The 16,909-nt window shown below is 36.9% G+C and carries 16 protein-coding genes; 5 read left to right on the plus strand and 11 right to left on the minus strand.

The features are described from left to right. Positions 1 to 152 precede the first annotated feature (152 nt). Positions 153 to 1,814 (plus strand): M20/M25/M40 family metallo-hydrolase, encoded by a 1,662-nt coding sequence (locus tag GJU32_RS14020; protein ID WP_155592583.1) that lies wholly within the window; start codon positions 153 to 155, stop codon positions 1,812 to 1,814. Positions 1,815 to 1,866: 52 nt separating this feature from the next. On the opposite strand, the gene GJU32_RS14025 is transcribed toward GJU32_RS14020, so the two are convergent. The 4 genes from GJU32_RS14025 to GJU32_RS14040 form a co-directional block, all read right to left on the minus strand. Continuing rightward, positions 1,867 to 2,811 carry a methyl-accepting chemotaxis protein gene (locus tag GJU32_RS14025; RefSeq protein ID WP_230875052.1) on the minus strand — a complete coding sequence of 315 codons (945 nt, stop codon included), beginning with the start codon at positions 2,809 to 2,811 and terminating at the stop codon, positions 1,867 to 1,869. A 158-nt stretch (positions 2,812 to 2,969) separates the two neighbouring features. After that, the gene (locus GJU32_RS14030) at positions 2,970 to 4,154 is read right to left on the minus strand and encodes an NAD(P)/FAD-dependent oxidoreductase (RefSeq protein ID WP_155592585.1); all 1,185 of its coding nucleotides are present in this window, start codon (positions 4,152 to 4,154) and stop codon (positions 2,970 to 2,972) included. A 45-nt stretch (positions 4,155 to 4,199) separates the two neighbouring features. After that, a complete protein-coding gene (locus tag GJU32_RS14035; RefSeq protein WP_155592586.1) occupies positions 4,200 to 4,628 on the minus strand; it encodes a helical membrane plugin domain-containing protein in 429 nt (142 codons plus the stop codon). A 321-nt stretch (positions 4,629 to 4,949) separates the two neighbouring features. Next, positions 4,950 to 5,621 (minus strand): Crp/Fnr family transcriptional regulator, encoded by a 672-nt coding sequence (locus GJU32_RS14040; RefSeq protein ID WP_155592587.1) that lies wholly within the window; start codon positions 5,619 to 5,621, stop codon positions 4,950 to 4,952. A gap of 102 nt (positions 5,622 to 5,723) precedes the next feature. On the opposite strand from GJU32_RS14040, the gene GJU32_RS14045 reads away from it, so the two are divergent. Then, a complete protein-coding gene (locus GJU32_RS14045; protein ID WP_155592588.1) occupies positions 5,724 to 6,506 on the plus strand; it encodes a class I SAM-dependent methyltransferase in 783 nt (260 codons plus the stop codon). Between the two features lie 45 nt (positions 6,507 to 6,551). Here GJU32_RS14045 and GJU32_RS14050 read toward each other — a convergent pair whose 3' ends face one another. Continuing rightward, the gene (locus GJU32_RS14050) at positions 6,552 to 6,848 is read right to left on the minus strand and encodes a cupin domain-containing protein (RefSeq protein WP_155592589.1); all 297 of its coding nucleotides are present in this window, start codon (positions 6,846 to 6,848) and stop codon (positions 6,552 to 6,554) included. Positions 6,849 to 7,073: 225 nt separating this feature from the next. After that, positions 7,074 to 7,694 (minus strand): TetR/AcrR family transcriptional regulator, encoded by a 621-nt coding sequence (locus tag GJU32_RS14055; protein WP_155592590.1) that lies wholly within the window; start codon positions 7,692 to 7,694, stop codon positions 7,074 to 7,076. 124 nt (positions 7,695 to 7,818) lie between these two features. Between GJU32_RS14055 and GJU32_RS14060 the strand changes: the two genes are divergently transcribed. The 3 genes from GJU32_RS14060 (at position 7,819) to GJU32_RS14070 (ending at position 12,196) form a co-directional block, all read left to right on the plus strand. Continuing rightward, positions 7,819 to 10,005, plus strand: coding sequence for an MMPL family transporter (locus tag GJU32_RS14060; RefSeq protein WP_155592591.1), 2,187 nt, complete (start codon positions 7,819 to 7,821; stop codon positions 10,003 to 10,005). A 142-nt stretch (positions 10,006 to 10,147) separates the two neighbouring features. Continuing rightward, a complete protein-coding gene (locus GJU32_RS14065; protein WP_155592592.1) occupies positions 10,148 to 11,008 on the plus strand; it encodes a PucR family transcriptional regulator in 861 nt (286 codons plus the stop codon). Positions 11,009 to 11,113: 105 nt separating this feature from the next. Continuing rightward, positions 11,114 to 12,196 carry an ABC transporter ATP-binding protein gene (locus GJU32_RS14070; protein WP_155592593.1) on the plus strand — a complete coding sequence of 361 codons (1,083 nt, stop codon included), beginning with the start codon at positions 11,114 to 11,116 and terminating at the stop codon, positions 12,194 to 12,196. 86 nt (positions 12,197 to 12,282) lie between these two features. Here the strand turns inward: GJU32_RS14070 and GJU32_RS14075 are convergent, their stop codons facing one another. Genes GJU32_RS14075 through GJU32_RS14095 form a run of 5 tightly spaced genes read right to left on the minus strand, consistent with a single transcriptional unit; the run spans position 12,283 to position 16,904 of the window. After that, positions 12,283 to 13,164: a MurR/RpiR family transcriptional regulator gene (locus GJU32_RS14075; protein ID WP_155592594.1), complete on the minus strand. Its 882-nt coding sequence runs from the start codon at positions 13,162 to 13,164 to the stop codon at positions 12,283 to 12,285. Between the two features lie 46 nt (positions 13,165 to 13,210). Further along, the gene (gene murQ, locus GJU32_RS14080) at positions 13,211 to 14,116 is read right to left on the minus strand and encodes an N-acetylmuramic acid 6-phosphate etherase (RefSeq protein WP_155592595.1); all 906 of its coding nucleotides are present in this window, start codon (positions 14,114 to 14,116) and stop codon (positions 13,211 to 13,213) included. 21 nt (positions 14,117 to 14,137) lie between these two features. Then, positions 14,138 to 15,136, minus strand: coding sequence for an N-acetylglucosamine kinase (locus tag GJU32_RS14085; protein ID WP_155592596.1), 999 nt, complete (start codon positions 15,134 to 15,136; stop codon positions 14,138 to 14,140). After that, the gene (locus GJU32_RS14090) at positions 15,123 to 15,950 is read right to left on the minus strand and encodes a carbohydrate ABC transporter permease (RefSeq protein ID WP_155592597.1); all 828 of its coding nucleotides are present in this window, start codon (positions 15,948 to 15,950) and stop codon (positions 15,123 to 15,125) included. Before GJU32_RS14090 ends, GJU32_RS14085 begins: the two co-directional genes overlap by 14 nt. 12 nt (positions 15,951 to 15,962) lie before the next feature. After that, a complete protein-coding gene (locus tag GJU32_RS14095) occupies positions 15,963 to 16,904 on the minus strand; it encodes a carbohydrate ABC transporter permease (protein ID WP_196426704.1) in 942 nt (313 codons plus the stop codon). Between the last annotated feature and the right edge of the window lie 5 nt (positions 16,905 to 16,909).

Consider the following 16,909-nt stretch of genomic DNA (forward strand, 5'->3'; position numbering starts at 1 on the left):
TTTATAAAAACTAAAATTGACGATTACGTTATTTTCTTATATGATGAACTTATATTCCACTATACGGATTAATTTTCATATAACGAAAACATTTAGTGAAAACGGTTGCTATTTTGAATGATACCTAGTCGAACAAAAAAGGAGCAAAATATATGTATCAACAACTAAGACAATTACCAATCGCAACACAAATTGAAGAGCTTACAAAAGAATTAGTAGCTATTAATAGCATTAATGGTACTCATGGTGAAGGAAAAATTATTGAGTTTATCTATGAAAAAATGCAAGCATTTCCCTACTACCATGAAAATCCTTCATTTCTTTGGACAACAAACGTCAAACATGATCCAATAGGACGTAAAAATCTCTTTGCCTTCGTTAAAAGTCCTAAAGAAACTAAAAAGACAATTATCTATCACGCTCATTTAGATACTGTTGATATAGAGGATTATGGTCATTTGAAAGAGTTTGCTTTTTCTCCTTCCAAGCTTGAGGAATTCTTTAAAATATCTGAAGGCAATGCTGATGTAAAGAAGGATGCTCAAAGTGGCGATTGGATGTTTGGACGTGGAGCTGTAGATATGAAAAGTGGAGCTGCCGTTCATATTGCAAATATACACTATTTCGCACATCATCTTGAACAATTAGAGGGCAACTTACTTCTTATTTTAAATGGTGGTGAAGAATCTGAGCATGATGGGATTATTGATGCATTGGATGAACTTAGCCGTTTAAAAATAGAACAAGAGCTGGATTTTCTAATGGCCATCAATACAGATTTTACAACACCTTTATACGGTGGCGACCCACATCGTTATATTTATACAGGGGTTGCTGGCAAGCTACTTCCATCATTCTATATTTATGGACGTGAGGTGCATGTAGGCGATACATTAAGTGGTATTGATCCAAACTATATAGCAGCTAAAATTACGGAGCGTATTCATAATAATTTAGCAATGACTGAGCAAATTGCAGGTGAAACGATACTCCCACCTACTTGTTTATATCAACGTGATACAAAGGAATCCTATACAGTTCAAACGGCATCCATAAGCCAAATTTATTTTAACTACTTCTTATATGAAGAATCACCAGATCTTGTCGTTGAAAAACTTAAATCTGTTACACAGCAGGCATGTACTGAGGCAGAACAATATTTACAACTTCAATATGAGAAATATGTTGAACGCTCCAATGTACCTAAAAGCCCTTTATCTTGGCATATTGAGGTTGTGACGTATGATGAACTAATTTCATATTTAAATGAAAAAGGCATTCAGACAGAGCTTATTATTACGGATATATTGAAAAAGAATACAGGAAAAGAATTACGCCAACAATCATTTGCCATCGTGGATGCCCTACAAAAGGCAGACCCAGAACATAAACCTCGTGTTGTCTTATTCTTTGCACCACCGTTTTTACCACACAATTATTTAAAGGAAAATGTGGTAAGGGATCAAGTATTAAAACAAACCATTTCACAAGTTGTCGATGAGATGGCTAGTGAAACGGGTGAGCAGTTCCAAGTTAAACGATTTTTCCCTTACTTGGCTGATGGAAGTTTTTTATCTATACATGCAACACAAGAAGAACTACATGCGTTGCTTAATAATTTCCCAAAATGGGAGACACTTTATCCACTACCATTTGAAAAAATAAAAACACTAGATATCCCTTCCGTTACAATGGGTGTTTATGGGAAAGACGGTCACAAATGGACTGAGCGAGTGTATAAACCTTATTCCTTTGGCGTTCTGCCAAAGCTAATACAGCAAACAACTAGAGCGTTATTCAAATCAAATCTTTAAGATAATAAAGCACCATTCTATTTGCTGAAATAGAATGGTGCTTTTTATGTATCTACATTTTATTTGGGAAGCATTTCACTTTATCCACAGCTTCTAGTAATTTTTTTGTTACAACTTCTGATTCATCAATGTGTTCTGTTAAAACTTTATTCGTTTCATCAAATAACGCTGTCGTCGTTTGGAATTTACTCATGACATCTTCTGTCGATATTTTTTGGCTATCTATATATTGAAGCAACTCCTTCACTTCACCTTGCACATTCATAATGATTTGGAGTAATACATTAATCTGCTCAGAGGTATCCGTACTTTTTTGTAGCCCCTCCGTCACTAATTGCATATTATTTTTATTATCTTCATAGGCTTCAGAGATTTGATCTTCTATTTTTTTCGTAAGGTTCACAATATCCTCTGTGCTTGATTTTGTATTTTCTGCTAATTTTCGTACTTCTTCCGCAACAACTGAAAACCCTTTTCCATGTTCACCAGCTCGTGCTGCTTCTATTGATGCATTAAGAGCAAGCAAATTGGTTTGATTAGAAATCTCACTGATTACTTTCACAATATCCGTTATTTGTTTTGAGCGTTCACTTAAATGGTTCATGCTATTCGTTGTTTTTCTTGATTGCTCACCTAGCTCATCAATTACAAGCTGAACTTCCTTAACCGCTTGTTTGCTATCGATAGATAACGAAACCATTTTATCTGATGAAACAATTAAAGAGTTTCCTTTTTCAAGGGCATGTTCAGATATTGTATTTGATTGAATAGTGCTATTTTCTACTTTATTAAATTCTTTTAATATTCCAGTAACCATTTCACCTAAAATGATATGTTGGTTATTAACTATATCATGTTGTCCAATCGTCGAAATTAGTTCTTTATGTAGCTCATTTAAAAAAATCTGAAATTCATGATCTTTCTTATCCAGCTTTGCATTCAGTTCATCAATTTTAGCCTTAAATTGCTCTATATCTTCTTTTTTTGATTGAAACATTGTTAACACAGCCCATCACCTCAGAAAATAGATTATTGAATATGTACTTATTTTACTGGTTTTAAAGTGAATAATAAACAAATATCTCAATTGTAGACAATTTCAAAAAAAAAACACTACTATCAGCGCAAAATTGTGATAGTAGTGATATTTTTTTCTTAATATGCTAAACCGAATAAAGCTTTAATATGTGTTAAATAACGAATATTAGAAGCTTCTTTCATTAATGTTGCAGGAAGACCTTTAAGCTCTGTGTTGCTAGCACCAATTGTAGCAACAGCATCTTTACGACCTAGGCTCGCAAGTGTACCAGAGTTTACTGCTGAGAATGATTTCATCTCTTGGTTTTTGTATTGTGCAAATACATTATAACCAGCGCATTCACCCATTTGCCATGCAACTTGTGCAGTTGGAGCGTATAGTGGACGGCCTCCGTCACCTGGTAATGCTACAGATGCATCACCAATAACGAATACATCTTCATGAGATGTAGATTGTAAGAATTCATTAATTGTTGCTTTACCGCGATCAGCTGCTAGACCTGATTCACCTACCATTGGAAGTGGAGCTACCCCACCTGTCCAAACAAGTGTATTTGCAACAATTGGTTCACGGTCTTTTAGCGAAATGACATTACCGTCAACACCTGTTACAGGCGTACCTGTAATAAACTCTACACCACGTTTTGCTAAGCTTTCAGTAGCGCGTTGGATAAGTGCATCTGGAAGTACTGGTAAAATTTTAGGACCAGCTTCAACAAGTTTAATTTTAAGATCAGCAAAGTTAACACCATGTTTTGCAGCGATTTTCGGGAAGTTGTCCACGATTTCACCAACAAGCTCAACACCTGTTAAACCGCCACCACCGATAACGATTGTTGCATCTGCTTCATCTTTAGATTGTGCATATGCTTTAATACGGTCTTCGATATGCTTGTTAATTTTATTGGCATCATTTACTGATTTAAGAACCATTGAGTTTTCTTCTAATCCAGGGATACCGAAGAATCCAGTTTGGCTACCTAAAGATACTACAAGTGTATCGTAAGTTAATGTATAGCCATTATCTAAATCAACCTTTTTATTATCAACATTGAAATTTGTAATTTTCGCAATGTGTAGATCGATATCTAAACCTTTAAAGATTTTTTTAAGTGGTAAAGCAACAGCACCTTCTGCAATTGTACCACCAGCTAAACGGTGAAGCTCAGTGATAATTTGGTGTGTTGGGAATTGGTTTACTACAGTAATTTTAGCTTCATCAGCTGATAAATACTTACGTGCTGTTAATGCAGTTAAAACGCCAGCGTAACCTGCACCTAAGATGACGATTTCTTTTGACATGATTAATTAATCCTCCGTCCTTACGAATTGAATATACCTCTAGTCTTATTTAGCTTTACGTTCTGCGTTTACTTGTAAGAAAGCATTAACGAAACGGAAAACATTTTGAACTTGTGGGTCTTTTAACATTTTCACAAGACCGAATAAACCAATCACTTCTTGGCTTTCAGATGCACGGTCTTTGGCTTCAATTGCAGTGGCTGCAAGGTTTTTCGCAGTGCCTACTACTGGTCCAGCGAATTCTGTTACTGCTCCAACAGTATCATTTTTAAGTACTTCATCAGTTGCAACAGCTTGAGCAAACTCATATGATTTTGTTAATAACGTCATCATTTCAGTTAGCTTCGGTAATTGCTCAACTAAAGTAGTAAGAGATTCTTGAACTTCAGGCTTTAATAATTGATCTAGCACATCTAATTGTTCTTTACTCACAGTTAATTGCTCAGCCTGTATTTGGTTATTCGATTCTGACATTTTGAACTCTCCTTTGCCATCACTAATACTATTTTTTTATTGCTTACATGTAAAAAAGACCATTAAGGTCGATCTTAACAGTCGTTACAGCACGTATATCTTATACATTCACCAGTCTCAAGGGCTGGATAGCAATTCGTATGACTCGTTATTATAATGTTAACTTTATTTTGTAAAAAGCGCATCATAATACCATCCTTATCTTGTCTTGGTGACATTACAACATTCATTATAAGACTGTTTGTACATTATTTCAATGAGCTAAATCACAATTTCGACAATCTTTTCAAAATTCATTGATTTTGTCAACTATTAACTGCCTTACAATAATAAATTTTCCAACGCATAATAATTTTTAACTTTAATTCTTTTTCCTGTCATCTCTATATACCCTTCCTTTTGAAATACAGACAAGCGGCGACTTAATGTTTCTCTTGTAGTATTCAATAAGGAGGCTAAATCTTTTTTTGTAAGTGACAATAAAAATGTATCGCTTTTGACCGTAGCAGCCGATTTTAGGATAAAAGCAGCCAGTCTTTCGCTTACTTCTTTAGAAACAGCTTCACTCAATTGATTTTCCGTCTCCTCTAAACGTGCAGAAAGCTGAGCGAGCATATGAAACAAGGTAACTGGTGTACCTGCTAATATTTTCATAAGTTCCTCACCATCAAGCGAGCAAATTTCTGTTTTTACCAGAGCCTCTACTGTCGATTTTTGCGGTTCATCACTAAACAATGTGACATCACCAAAAAAGTCTCCTGCTTCCAATACTCTCATTACATATTCTCGACCATCTACAGATATATGAGATACTTTTACTCGTCCATGCCTAACAATAAATAATTTTTTCTTGCGATCACCTGCAAATAATATAATTTCCCCTTTATCAAAATGTTGATGTGTAATAGTACGTGATACTTCTTCCATCTCATGATCTTTTAAACTTTGAAATATTGGAACCTTTGAAAAGCAATATTGTTTTTGGCAGCCCATTTATATACCTCCAAATTTGATATAGATCACATTATTAATGATTGCATTACCTATATAATAATGAGAATAATAATCGTTTTCAATAAAAGGAGGATTTCAACAATGAATAAACATACTTTAAATTATGAAAAAATGCCTGGGCATTGGCTGCTTGCAAGCTTAGGAAAAACCGTACTTCGCCCTGGTGGCATTCAAATGACACGACAAATGCTTGAGCATTTAGCCATTACAGAACGAGACTTTGTAGTGGAATTTGCACCTGGGCTTGGTATTACTGCAAAAATGACATTAGAAAAGAATCCAAGCTATATAGCTGTTGAACGTGATGAGGAAGCTGCTAAAAAGGTAAACGATTATTTAAATGGAGAAAATCAACGTTGTATTGTTGGTAGTGCTGAGCAAACGGGTTTGCCAAATACTTGTGCTACTGTTGTATACGGCGAAGCAATGTTGACCATGCAATCTACTAAACAGAAAAATGCCATAATTAGTGAGGCAAAAAGATTATTAAAGCCTGGTGGCACATATGCCATACATGAAATGTGCTTAACACCTTCTACCATCGATAGCATGCAGCGTGAACATATTCGTAAAGATCTAGTTAACGCTATTAAGGTAAATGCCTTACCATTAACAGTAGAAGAATGGCAAGCTATTTTAAGACAACATGGCTTTATTATAGAGCATGTAGAAACAGCACCCATGCATCTCCTCTATCCCAAACGTTTAGTTGAAGATGAAGGCATTTTCGGTGTCCTAAAAATTATCAAAAATATTGTATCGAACTCTAAAGCTCGTAAACGTGTATTGTTTATGCGTAAAACGTTTATGAAGCATAATCAATATCTACAAGGCATCTCTATCGTTGCACGTCTGCCACAATAACAAAATTGAACATAGAAAAAGCTCCATACTAGGAGCTTTTTTTCTTTACTTCAATTTAATCACAATAACCCGAACATCTGTAATAGCTTCTAAGCTGTGATTTTCAGATGGTTTTAAGGCTAAAATCGTATCTTGTGTTAAAATTTCCTCTACACCTTCAACAATAAAGCGAACTTCACCAAATTGCACAATGATGAGAACTTCATTGTCTGTATGATGCTCTGGAATTTTTTCACCTGCGCGCAATTGAATATTTAAAATATCTGCACCAACAATACTCCCTAATTTACCAATATGTTTTGTCTTTTCTTCTAACATTGCTTGAATCTGTATTATTGTCATTGTCATTCCTCCATATCCAACTTCATTATATTTTGATCAATATATATGGCTGTCGTCCCCAATATTCAATTGTTTCCCTTATAAAAAAAGCTGTTCTTTTTCAACTCCTTATAGCCTGTAACCACACTATAAAGGAGAATTCTTATAAATGTATGTGACCTAAATCACTATAAAAGGAGTTACCTCAAATTAATGAGATAACTCCTTTTATATAATTTTTTCGTTTTAATCATTTTGAACGGACAGCCAAAAGAAATTTGTTACTTCTTTAGCAGTCTCACCTACTGATCCTAATAAAGTGTTACCGTCGCCATCTTTAAAATAGCCTACGGTCATCAGTGCCATAAAGTTATGAGCGAAAAATTTAGCATTTCCTTTTCGAATCGTGCCCTTCTCCATCTCTACTTGTATTACCTGCTCTATTGTTTGATACATATCATTTTCAGATGCTTGTACTTGTTTCAGCTGTGGTTCCGATAAATTGATGGTAGCCTCTTTCATAAAATTTTTCATATCAATATCGATAGTCGCTGATAAATGCACTGCAACAAGCTGTTCGAGTCGCTCTTTAAATGGTGTAGGCTGCTCTAAAATTTGTAGGATAGATAGCTTGATACGCTCCATCATGGCAACTAATGCAGATGTATATAATTCACCTTTAGTTGGGTAGTAGTAATAGATAGTCGCCTTTGTTACGTTACAAGCTTTCGCTACATCATCCATCGAAATATTTTTGTAGCCTTCTTTAATAAAAAGTCTTGTGGCCGTTTCAAGGACAAGATCTTTTGTTGGTTTCGCATTTTCATCATGGCGAGGTCTCCCGAGAACACGCGGTGATTGTTTCAACAAGTTCGCCTCCTTAAATTAAGCATACTTTTTACACATAGTATAACATATGAATATTTCTAGGTTGATTAATTAACCTTCTAGTATATATAATTAAATCACTTACATGAATGGAGGTCTTCTCATGAAAAAACATCCACTTGAGCAATGGGGCTCAATGGTTGCAAGTAAAAAGGGACGCTTATTAGCATTAGCCTTATGGGTGTTATTAGTAGTTGTGTTGTCGTTTGCTTGGCCACAAATCAATAGTATAGAAAGTGAATCAGGTAAAAATTTACCTGATACTGAAATGTCTGAGCAAGCAGCGGCGATTATTGCTGAGCAATTCCCTAATGATGCGGGAACACCTCTATTACTAGTTTGGCATCGTGACAGTGGTCTAAGCATTGATGATTTTACGGCTATCCAAGGTGTTTATAGCGAGCTTCAGGCAAAGCCTTTAGCCTATCAAACAATGGTCCCACCATTTGATCAAATGCCGCCTCAGGCTTTAATGGCTTCCTCTTCCGAAAATGGTACAACAATTGTTACACCAGTGTTTTTTGAAAAGGATGTTGCTACAGATATGTTACAGGGTAGTTTAGATCATCTAACAAAGATAATGGAAGACAATCAAGTTCAATTAGATGAGAAATTATCCAGTGACGCACTCCATGTCCGATTTTCCGGACCAGTTGGAATTGCCACGGATGCTGTCAGTTTATTTTCACAAGCAGATGTGAAATTATTAATAGCAACCGTATTGCTCGTTTTAGTATTACTTATTATCATTTATCGTTCACCATTACTTGCTATTATTCCTTTAATTGTTGTAGGTCTTGCCTATGGTGTTATTAGTCCGACACTTGGTTTCTTTGCTGATCAAGGATGGATAGATAAGGATTCACAAGCAGTCTCCATTATGACTGTTTTACTGTTTGGTGCAGGTACTGACTATTGTTTATTTTTAATTTCTAAATATAGAGAAATTCTCTTCTATGTTGAGGATAAGACTGCTGCTATGAAGCTTACTGTCAAAGAATCAGGTGGTGCAATTTTAATGAGTGCTTTGACGGTTGTCATTGGTCTAGCTACACTTAGTCTTGCTCATTATGGTGCATTCCAGCGCTTTGCCGTGCCATTTAGCTTTGGCGTGCTTGTAATGGGAATTGCAGCACTTGTTGTCCTACCAGCTATTCTTGTCATCATTGGTCGTGTAGCTTTCTTTCCCTTCATCCCACGTACCGAGGAAATGGCAAATACAAAAGGTAAAAAGCAGCATAAACCTTCACATAAGATTAGTCATAAAATCGGCCATTTTGTTACGCATAAGCCATGGATCGTTATTGCTGTAACAGTCATCTTACTCGGAGGATTGGCAGCATTCGTTCCACGTATTCAATATACGTTCGATTTACTATCATCCTTCCCAAAAGATATGCCGTCCCGAGAAGGATTTACTTTAATAGAAGAGAATTTTTCTCCTGGAGAGCTAGCACCTGTTCAATTAGTCATTGATACAGAAGGTACTGAAATTAATTTACAGCAACAACTGGCCGATATTTCTTATATTGATAGTGTTGCAGATGTACAAATTGGCGAAAAAAATACGGCTATTCAATTGTACGAATTAACTTTCAACATCAACCCTTATGCTCAGGAATCATTAGCACATATTCCGGAGCTTCAAGCAGAGGTTATTAAAATGTTAGAGGCACAAGGGCTCTCTAATGCAGAGAAGCATGTTTGGATTGGTGGAGAAACAGCCAGTCAATACGATACACAACAAATAACTAAGCGTGATGAAACCGTGATCATGCCAACCATGATTGCTTTAATCGCATTATTATTGTTTGTTTATTTACGCTCTATTACTGCTACTGTCTATTTATTAGCCACTGTTATTATTTCCTACTTTGGTGCATTAGGTGCTGGGTGGTTAATCTTGCATCATATCATGGGTGCAGAAGCCATTTCCGGAGCTATTCCGCTGTATGCCTTCGTGTTTTTAGTAGCACTCGGAGAGGATTATAATATCTTTATGATTTCGGAAATTTGGAAAAAGCGTCAAACTGCTGATCATTTAACAGCTGTAGAAGAAGGTGTTGTCCGAACAGGAAGTGTTATTACATCTGCTGGACTCATCTTAGCTGGTACATTTGCTGTGTTGGCAACATTACCGATTCAGGTGCTTGTTCAATTTGGTGTCGTTACAGCCATTGGTGTGCTTCTCGATACATTTATTGTACGTCCATTGCTTGTGCCGGCAATCACAACGGTACTAGGTAAATATGCATTTTGGCCAGGTAAGTTATTTAAAAAAGACGCTTAAACGAATAACACGGATATTAGATAAGTATGTCTATCATACTCGCTAATATCCGTGTTTTTTATATTAATACTATAAACATTTCATCATATAATTATATTAAATTACCCTCATTACGTACTATTAAAATAAAGGAGTGGCATTAATGGACCTTCATAAACTACAGCAACGTTTCCCATTATTAAACCCCTTTTCAGGTAGAACTGATGGCAACTATGTATTTAATTTTGACAACCAGCTTTATGAAATCCCGACACATACGGTGACACCAAGTGAATTTGAGCTTTTGCAAATATTTTCAGACCCCATTGCCCTGCCACATGACAACGATAAGGTTTGGCTTGATTATTTTACAGATCAAACGGATATTGCCCCGTCTATCCTTCCTCTACATCGTTTGTTATTTCTTCACTTCGACAAAGATTTTACAGCACTTGCATTACTCCGAACAGTCTTTGAAGCTTTACTGGGAAAGGATATTTTATTGCTATCACTGCATCCCCAATTATTTGTCATAATCGAATGTATTGATAGCGACGAAATATTAAATTTTGATCATTATCTTAACCCATTAATGGAAGATTTAGAGGTTCATTTTAAGATGTTCGTGTCTGATGTTATACCAGACATAGCCAAAACTAAGGAGCGATTTAACTGGTATGTCCAACTTCAACAATTTATCTGGACTTATACACCAAAGCATGTACTCACACAGCAAGAGCTTTTAGTTCCATATGTCGCGCAGCGTATAGATTCTCATGAGAAAGAGATTTTCATCTCCTCTATCTTAAAAAATGCCATCTCTCAGCCTGAATTACTCCTTATGATAAAGCAATTGATAGAATATGAGGGGAATATCACATTGGCTTCTAAAAAAATGTACATGCATCGCAATACACTACAAAATCGCTTAGAAAAATTTCTACAATTGACGCAAAAAGACATTCGGCAATTTTCTCATCGAATAGAAGTTTATCTCGCAATCATTTTCTTAGAATCACATTAGGGCAAGCAGCACATTTTATGACCTCAACACTGTGCACTGTTTCCCTATCACTCTATGCTGAAGTCATTTACAATGAAGTTATGTCTTACAAAGGAGTGTAGCGTTATGGCGGAATTACGGTTAGAGCATATCTATAAAATTTACGATAAAAATATTCAGGCTGTAACTGATTTTAATCTGCATATTCATAATAAAGAATTCATTGTGTTTGTAGGTCCATCTGGCTGTGGAAAAACCACAACTTTGCGTATGATTGCTGGCTTAGAGGACATATCAAAAGGAGAACTATATATTGATGATGTTCTAATGAATGATGTGGAGTCAAAAGATCGTAGCATTGCCATGGTATTTCAAAGCTATGCTTTATATCCACATATGACAGTCTACGATAATATGGCATTTAGCTTAAAGCTCCGAAAGGTCGATAAAAAAGAAATAGATCACCGCGTCAAAGAGGCTGCTAAGATATTAGGGTTAGAGGATTATTTAAAAAGAAAGCCAAAAGCTTTATCAGGTGGACAACGTCAACGTGTGGCACTTGGCCGAGCTATTGTCAGAGACGCTAAAGTATTTTTAATGGATGAACCTCTTTCTAATTTGGATGCTAAATTACGTGTGCAAATGCGTGCAGAAATCCAGAAACTCCATCAACGAATTCAAACAACAACTATCTATGTCACCCACGACCAAACAGAGGCTATGACAATGGCTACGCGTCTCGTCGTGATGAAGGATGGCCTTATTCAACAAATTGGGACGCCAAAAGAAGTATATAATACACCACTGAACATGTTTGTGGCAGGCTTTATTGGTTCACCATCTATGAACTTATTCTATTGCCGACTTACAGATACGGAGATCCTTTTAGGAGAGCAAAGCTTCCCTATTCCATCCATGTACTTGCCCTTGTTAAAGGAAAAAAGTTATTTAGGGAAAGAGATCGTTATGGGTATACGTCCTGAGGATTTACAAATTACTGATGTCGTTTCTCCTTTTGCTTTAACAGCAACCATTGATGTTGCTGAATTACTAGGTGCTGAAACCTACCTTTATTGTACTTTAACCAATCAACATTTCATTGCACGAGTACAGGCTGATAGCCATTTACATCCATCCGATAGGGTTTCTTTTGTCATGAAGGAAGAAAAAATCCACTTCTTTGACCCCGAAACAGAAGAGCGCCTTTAAGCGGACGCTCTAGAGGAAAACGTCTACTGTAGCTAAATCAAGATAAAAAACGAAGACGATACTATAGATAATAGAATCGTCTTCGTTTACTTTATTCTATTTTTTCGTTTCGCCACTTTTTTCTGCAGTCCTTGAATGACTAAACGTGTTTCATCTAAATAGTCAATTGTCTGTTCATAGGCACTCGTCACTACCCCCATAAATAAAATATCAATGACAAGTAGCTGAGCAAGACGTGAGGATGTTGCACCACTTCTTAAGGTGGCTTCAACATTTGGGGATACATATAAACAAATATCCGCTAAACTAGATACAAGTGAACTACCATAACGCGTTAAACTGATTGTAGTTGCCGGTGTTTCACTAGCTATTTCAAGGATTTTGGCCACTTCATGTGTTTCTCCAGAAAAGGAAATTCCCACTATCACATCCCCCTTCTGTGCATTGACAACCGCAGTAGCTCCTAAGTGTAAATCCATAAATGCCCTACTATTTTTATTAATTCTTAAAAATTTTTGATCCGCATCCATTGCTGTTATACCCGACGCACCTACACCAAAAAAAATAATTCTACGGGCTTGTGACAAGGCAGATACTGCACGTTCTAATTCAGCAGTATCTATTAAATTAGCTGTCTGAGTCAATATTTCACTACTTTGCATCGTCACCTTTTCTACAATCGATTGCAACGGTTCGTTTGCCTCAATGTCACGATCCACTGTTTTCTTTTGTTGCAAATCACCAGCAATACGCAATTTCAGCTCTTGAACACCGCTGATATTTAAAGACTTACACAGACGAATGACAGCCGCACTACTTGTGTGACTCGCCTCTCCCAGTTCAACCGCGGTCATTTTTATGGCCTGTGTTGGATAGTCTAAAATATAGCTGGCCACCTTTTTTTCCGAAGGTGGTAACTTCTCCCGCATTTCCGCAAGCATAATTAAACCAGCATTGATTTTTTCCATTTTTCCAACTCCGTTTCTAGTATGTAGCTACTATTCACCCCTCTCATCAATACTTCCTTAACTCCACTGCCCTCCGTACATGCCCTTCAGATTGAACCAATAGTTCTGACGCTTCTTCTACTGTGGTATTTGTCAGTAACATCACAATCGCGAGCTTCACTTGAAAATTCGTTTGTTCTAAAACACTTTCAGCTTGAATATAAGAAACACCTGTAACTTCACAGACAATTTGTTTGGCACGTTCTCGCAATTTAAAGTTACTAGCATGGACGTCCACCATTAAATTTTTATAGACTTTTCCAAGCTTAATCATTGTAGCTGTTGTAATCATATTCAGTATTTGTTTATGTGCAGTAGCAGCCTTTAGTCTTGTAGAACCTGTTAGAATTTCAGGCCCTGTAAGCACCTCTATTGCAATATCTGCATACTGACTAATGACGGAATGTGAATTACTGACCAAGCTAATTGTTTTTGCCCCTAGTTGCTGTGCATAAATTAATGCACCCTTAACAAAAGGCGTTCTACCACTAGCCGCAATGCCAATCACTACATCGTGATTTGTTAGCTGTTGTTTCTCTAATTCCGCTTCTCCTAAGGATATATCATCTTCTGCACCTTCTATAGCAATCATCACTGCCTCTGTCCCACCAGCTAAAACAGCCTGCACAAGCTTTGGGGAGGTACTAAATGTAGGTGGGCATTCGACTGCATCTAGTAAACCAATTCGTCCACTTGTCCCTGCCCCAACATAAAATAATCTCCCCCCATTACTCAGTGCATGAACAACAACTGTTATTGCTTGTTCAATTTCAGGTAAAACCTTAGCTATGGCTTGCGGAATTTTTTTATCCTCTTCATTCATCAGCTTTACAATTTCAGCAATGGACATTAAATCTAGATTTGTTGTTTCCGGATGATAGCCCTCAGTCGTCAGTTTTGTCATTCGTTCCATTAGAATCAAATCCCTCCTACGCTATTTTTCATTTATGCTCATCCAAGTTTCTTTTATCGTTCGTTGTAAAGCTTCCGTCATTTGAATTCCCTCACAGAAAAGCCCATTAATGAAAGCCCCTATTACAGGCGGTACTTCAGGTAGTATTAGTCGATTATGAATAGTAGCTTGCTGTAATTTCTCTTGAAAACATTGAACAAAATAAAGATTTCCAAATAAACCACCACATATTACAATAGGAAAATTGCTTACCTGTGGCTCTTTTTTCAACATCGTTTGGATTAATTGGACTAAATAGATAACAGCCTTTTCGATAATATCTTTCGCTCTTTCATTATTTTGTTCAGCTAAACGTAATACAGTTCGAGCTATAGAGGCTATGCATACGCGTGGCTGTGGATGTTCATAAATTAGCGTAATGATTTCAGTAGGGTCTGATATTGCTAGCTGCTCCAAAATAGTATCTGCAAACACATCACCATTCGAGCCAAGAACATCATACTGTTGTGCAATAGCACGCAAAGCTTCTTGCCCTATATAGTAACCACTGCCTTCATCTCCTAGTAAATGGCCCCATCCTCCGACACGACTGACATGATGATTTTTTTCAACAGCATATACGATCGAACCTGTACCTGCTATAACAACTAGGCCTTCCTGTGTAAATGTACCACTAGTAAGTGCCGCTACCGCATCATTGGTGATCTTAACCTTACAGGTGGTACCAGAGAAAATGGTGTCAACCCACTTTTCCCAGCGAGCTATATCTACATAACGATCTCCTCCTGCCACACATAAGAAAATCATTGAGACATCACTCTTTGTCAAACCTGCCTTTTGTAATAACTGTGCTAGTATTTTCAAAATCTCTTGCCTTACCACATCTGGTGGCGTTGATTTCATATTCGTTCCTGCACCTTCAACAAAGGCAAGTACTTCACCATTTTTTGTACCAATGACTGCCCGGGTTCTCGTCCCGCCACCATCTACCCCAATAATGTATTGCCTATTTAATGGCACCAGCCGTCAACCCCTCCATAAATTGCTTTGAAGCAATAAAGAATAATAGGATCATTGGTAATGATGCAAGGGTTAGACCTGCAAAAAGCGAGCCCCAATCTGCCGAATGCTCCCCAAAAAGTGACATCATTCCAACAGGTATCGTCCGTTTCATTTTCTCTGTAATAAAAATAAGCGGGAAGAAAAAATCATTCCATGCTGCGATAAAATTGATAATAACCACTGTCCCCAGTGCTGGTCTCATTAGTGGTAACACTACATGCCAAAGGACTCTTAAATTCCCTGCCCCATCTATACGGGCAGCCTCCTCCAGTTCATATGGCATCGTTTTAAAAAAGCCTGTTAAGATCAGCATGGATAATGGTATCCCTGTTGCGGTATTCATCAAAATTAAAGACCACAAAGAATTAATCAGCCCTAAATCACGCATTAAAATGAAGAGCGGTACGATTCCAAGCTTTATAGGAATCATCATGCCTAATAAGAAAATAAAGAATAATGCATGATTCCAAGAGAAATTAAAGCGGGCAATGTAAAACGAAGCCAATGAACATACAACGACAATCAATATAACCGATATAACGCTGACAAAAATACTATTCATAAAATACGTAGTGAATGGAATTTTAGACAATAATGTACGGTAAGTATCTAAGCTAAAGCTAGTTGGCAAGCCCAATGGATTTTTATAAATGTCCACGCTCTTTTTAAATGAAGATAAAATCATTAACAAAATAGGATATAAACTAATGGTAGCCACGGCAAATACTACTAGATAATAAAACGGTCTAACCCAAATAGCGCCATGCTTCACTATACACACCCCTTACATTTGGACATCCTTTTTATTGGCAAAGCGTAAAAATACCGTCGTACAAACTAATATAAATAGGAATAGTACTGTCGCTAACGCAGACCCTAACCCAATAGCTGTCGTCCCAGAAGCTGTGGAACTACCAAATGCCAAACGATAGAAAAACACAGCTAAAGTATCTGTAGAATAATAGGGCTCTCCCATGGAACCTTGCATCGCATAAACAAGTTCAAATGCCTCAAAAGATTGAATAAATGTTAAAATGCCCATGATCATGATAGACGGCACCATTAAAGGCAAATAAATGGTACGTAATAAGGTAAAGCCCTTTGCACCGTCTAACTTCGCTGCTTCAATTAGCTCACTGGGTATACCTTGGAAGCCAGCTAAGAAAATTAAAACGCCAAAGCCTAGTCCAAACCAACAATTGACCAATATTATCGCAATTAAAGCTGTGCCAGGATCACCGAGCCACGCTTTTTGTAAAGTTTCCAGACCTAGTTTCTCTAATATGACATTTAAAGTACCAAAATTAGGATTCAGAATGAGCTTCCATAAGAAACCTACAACGATTACTGATAATAATCGCGGTAAAAAGAAGGCCGCCTTAAAAAACTCGGCTCCCTTAATTTTTTGATAGATAATAAAAGCAAGAAAGAAAGCTAACCCATTCATGACAACCATCTGCAGGACAAAATACAAGACATTATGTTTGAAAGCGTTCCAAAACATGGAGCCGTATGGTTCTGTCGTAAAAAGGGTCACAAAATTTCGGAAGCCAATAAAATCTCCACGTGCCATCCCTTTCCATTCAAAAAAACTATAGGATAATGCCGCTAATATGGGGTAAAGGACAAACATTCCGTAAAGTATTAATGCCGGAATTGGGAAGAGGTGTATAGTCCACCTTGCCCACGATTTTCTTTTTAACGTTGAAGCTGTAGGTTCTCTCATGATGA

It is taken from the genome of Lysinibacillus cavernae, from assembly GCF_009724685.1.
GTDB lineage: Bacteria > Bacillota > Bacilli > Bacillales_A > Planococcaceae > Lysinibacillus > Lysinibacillus cavernae.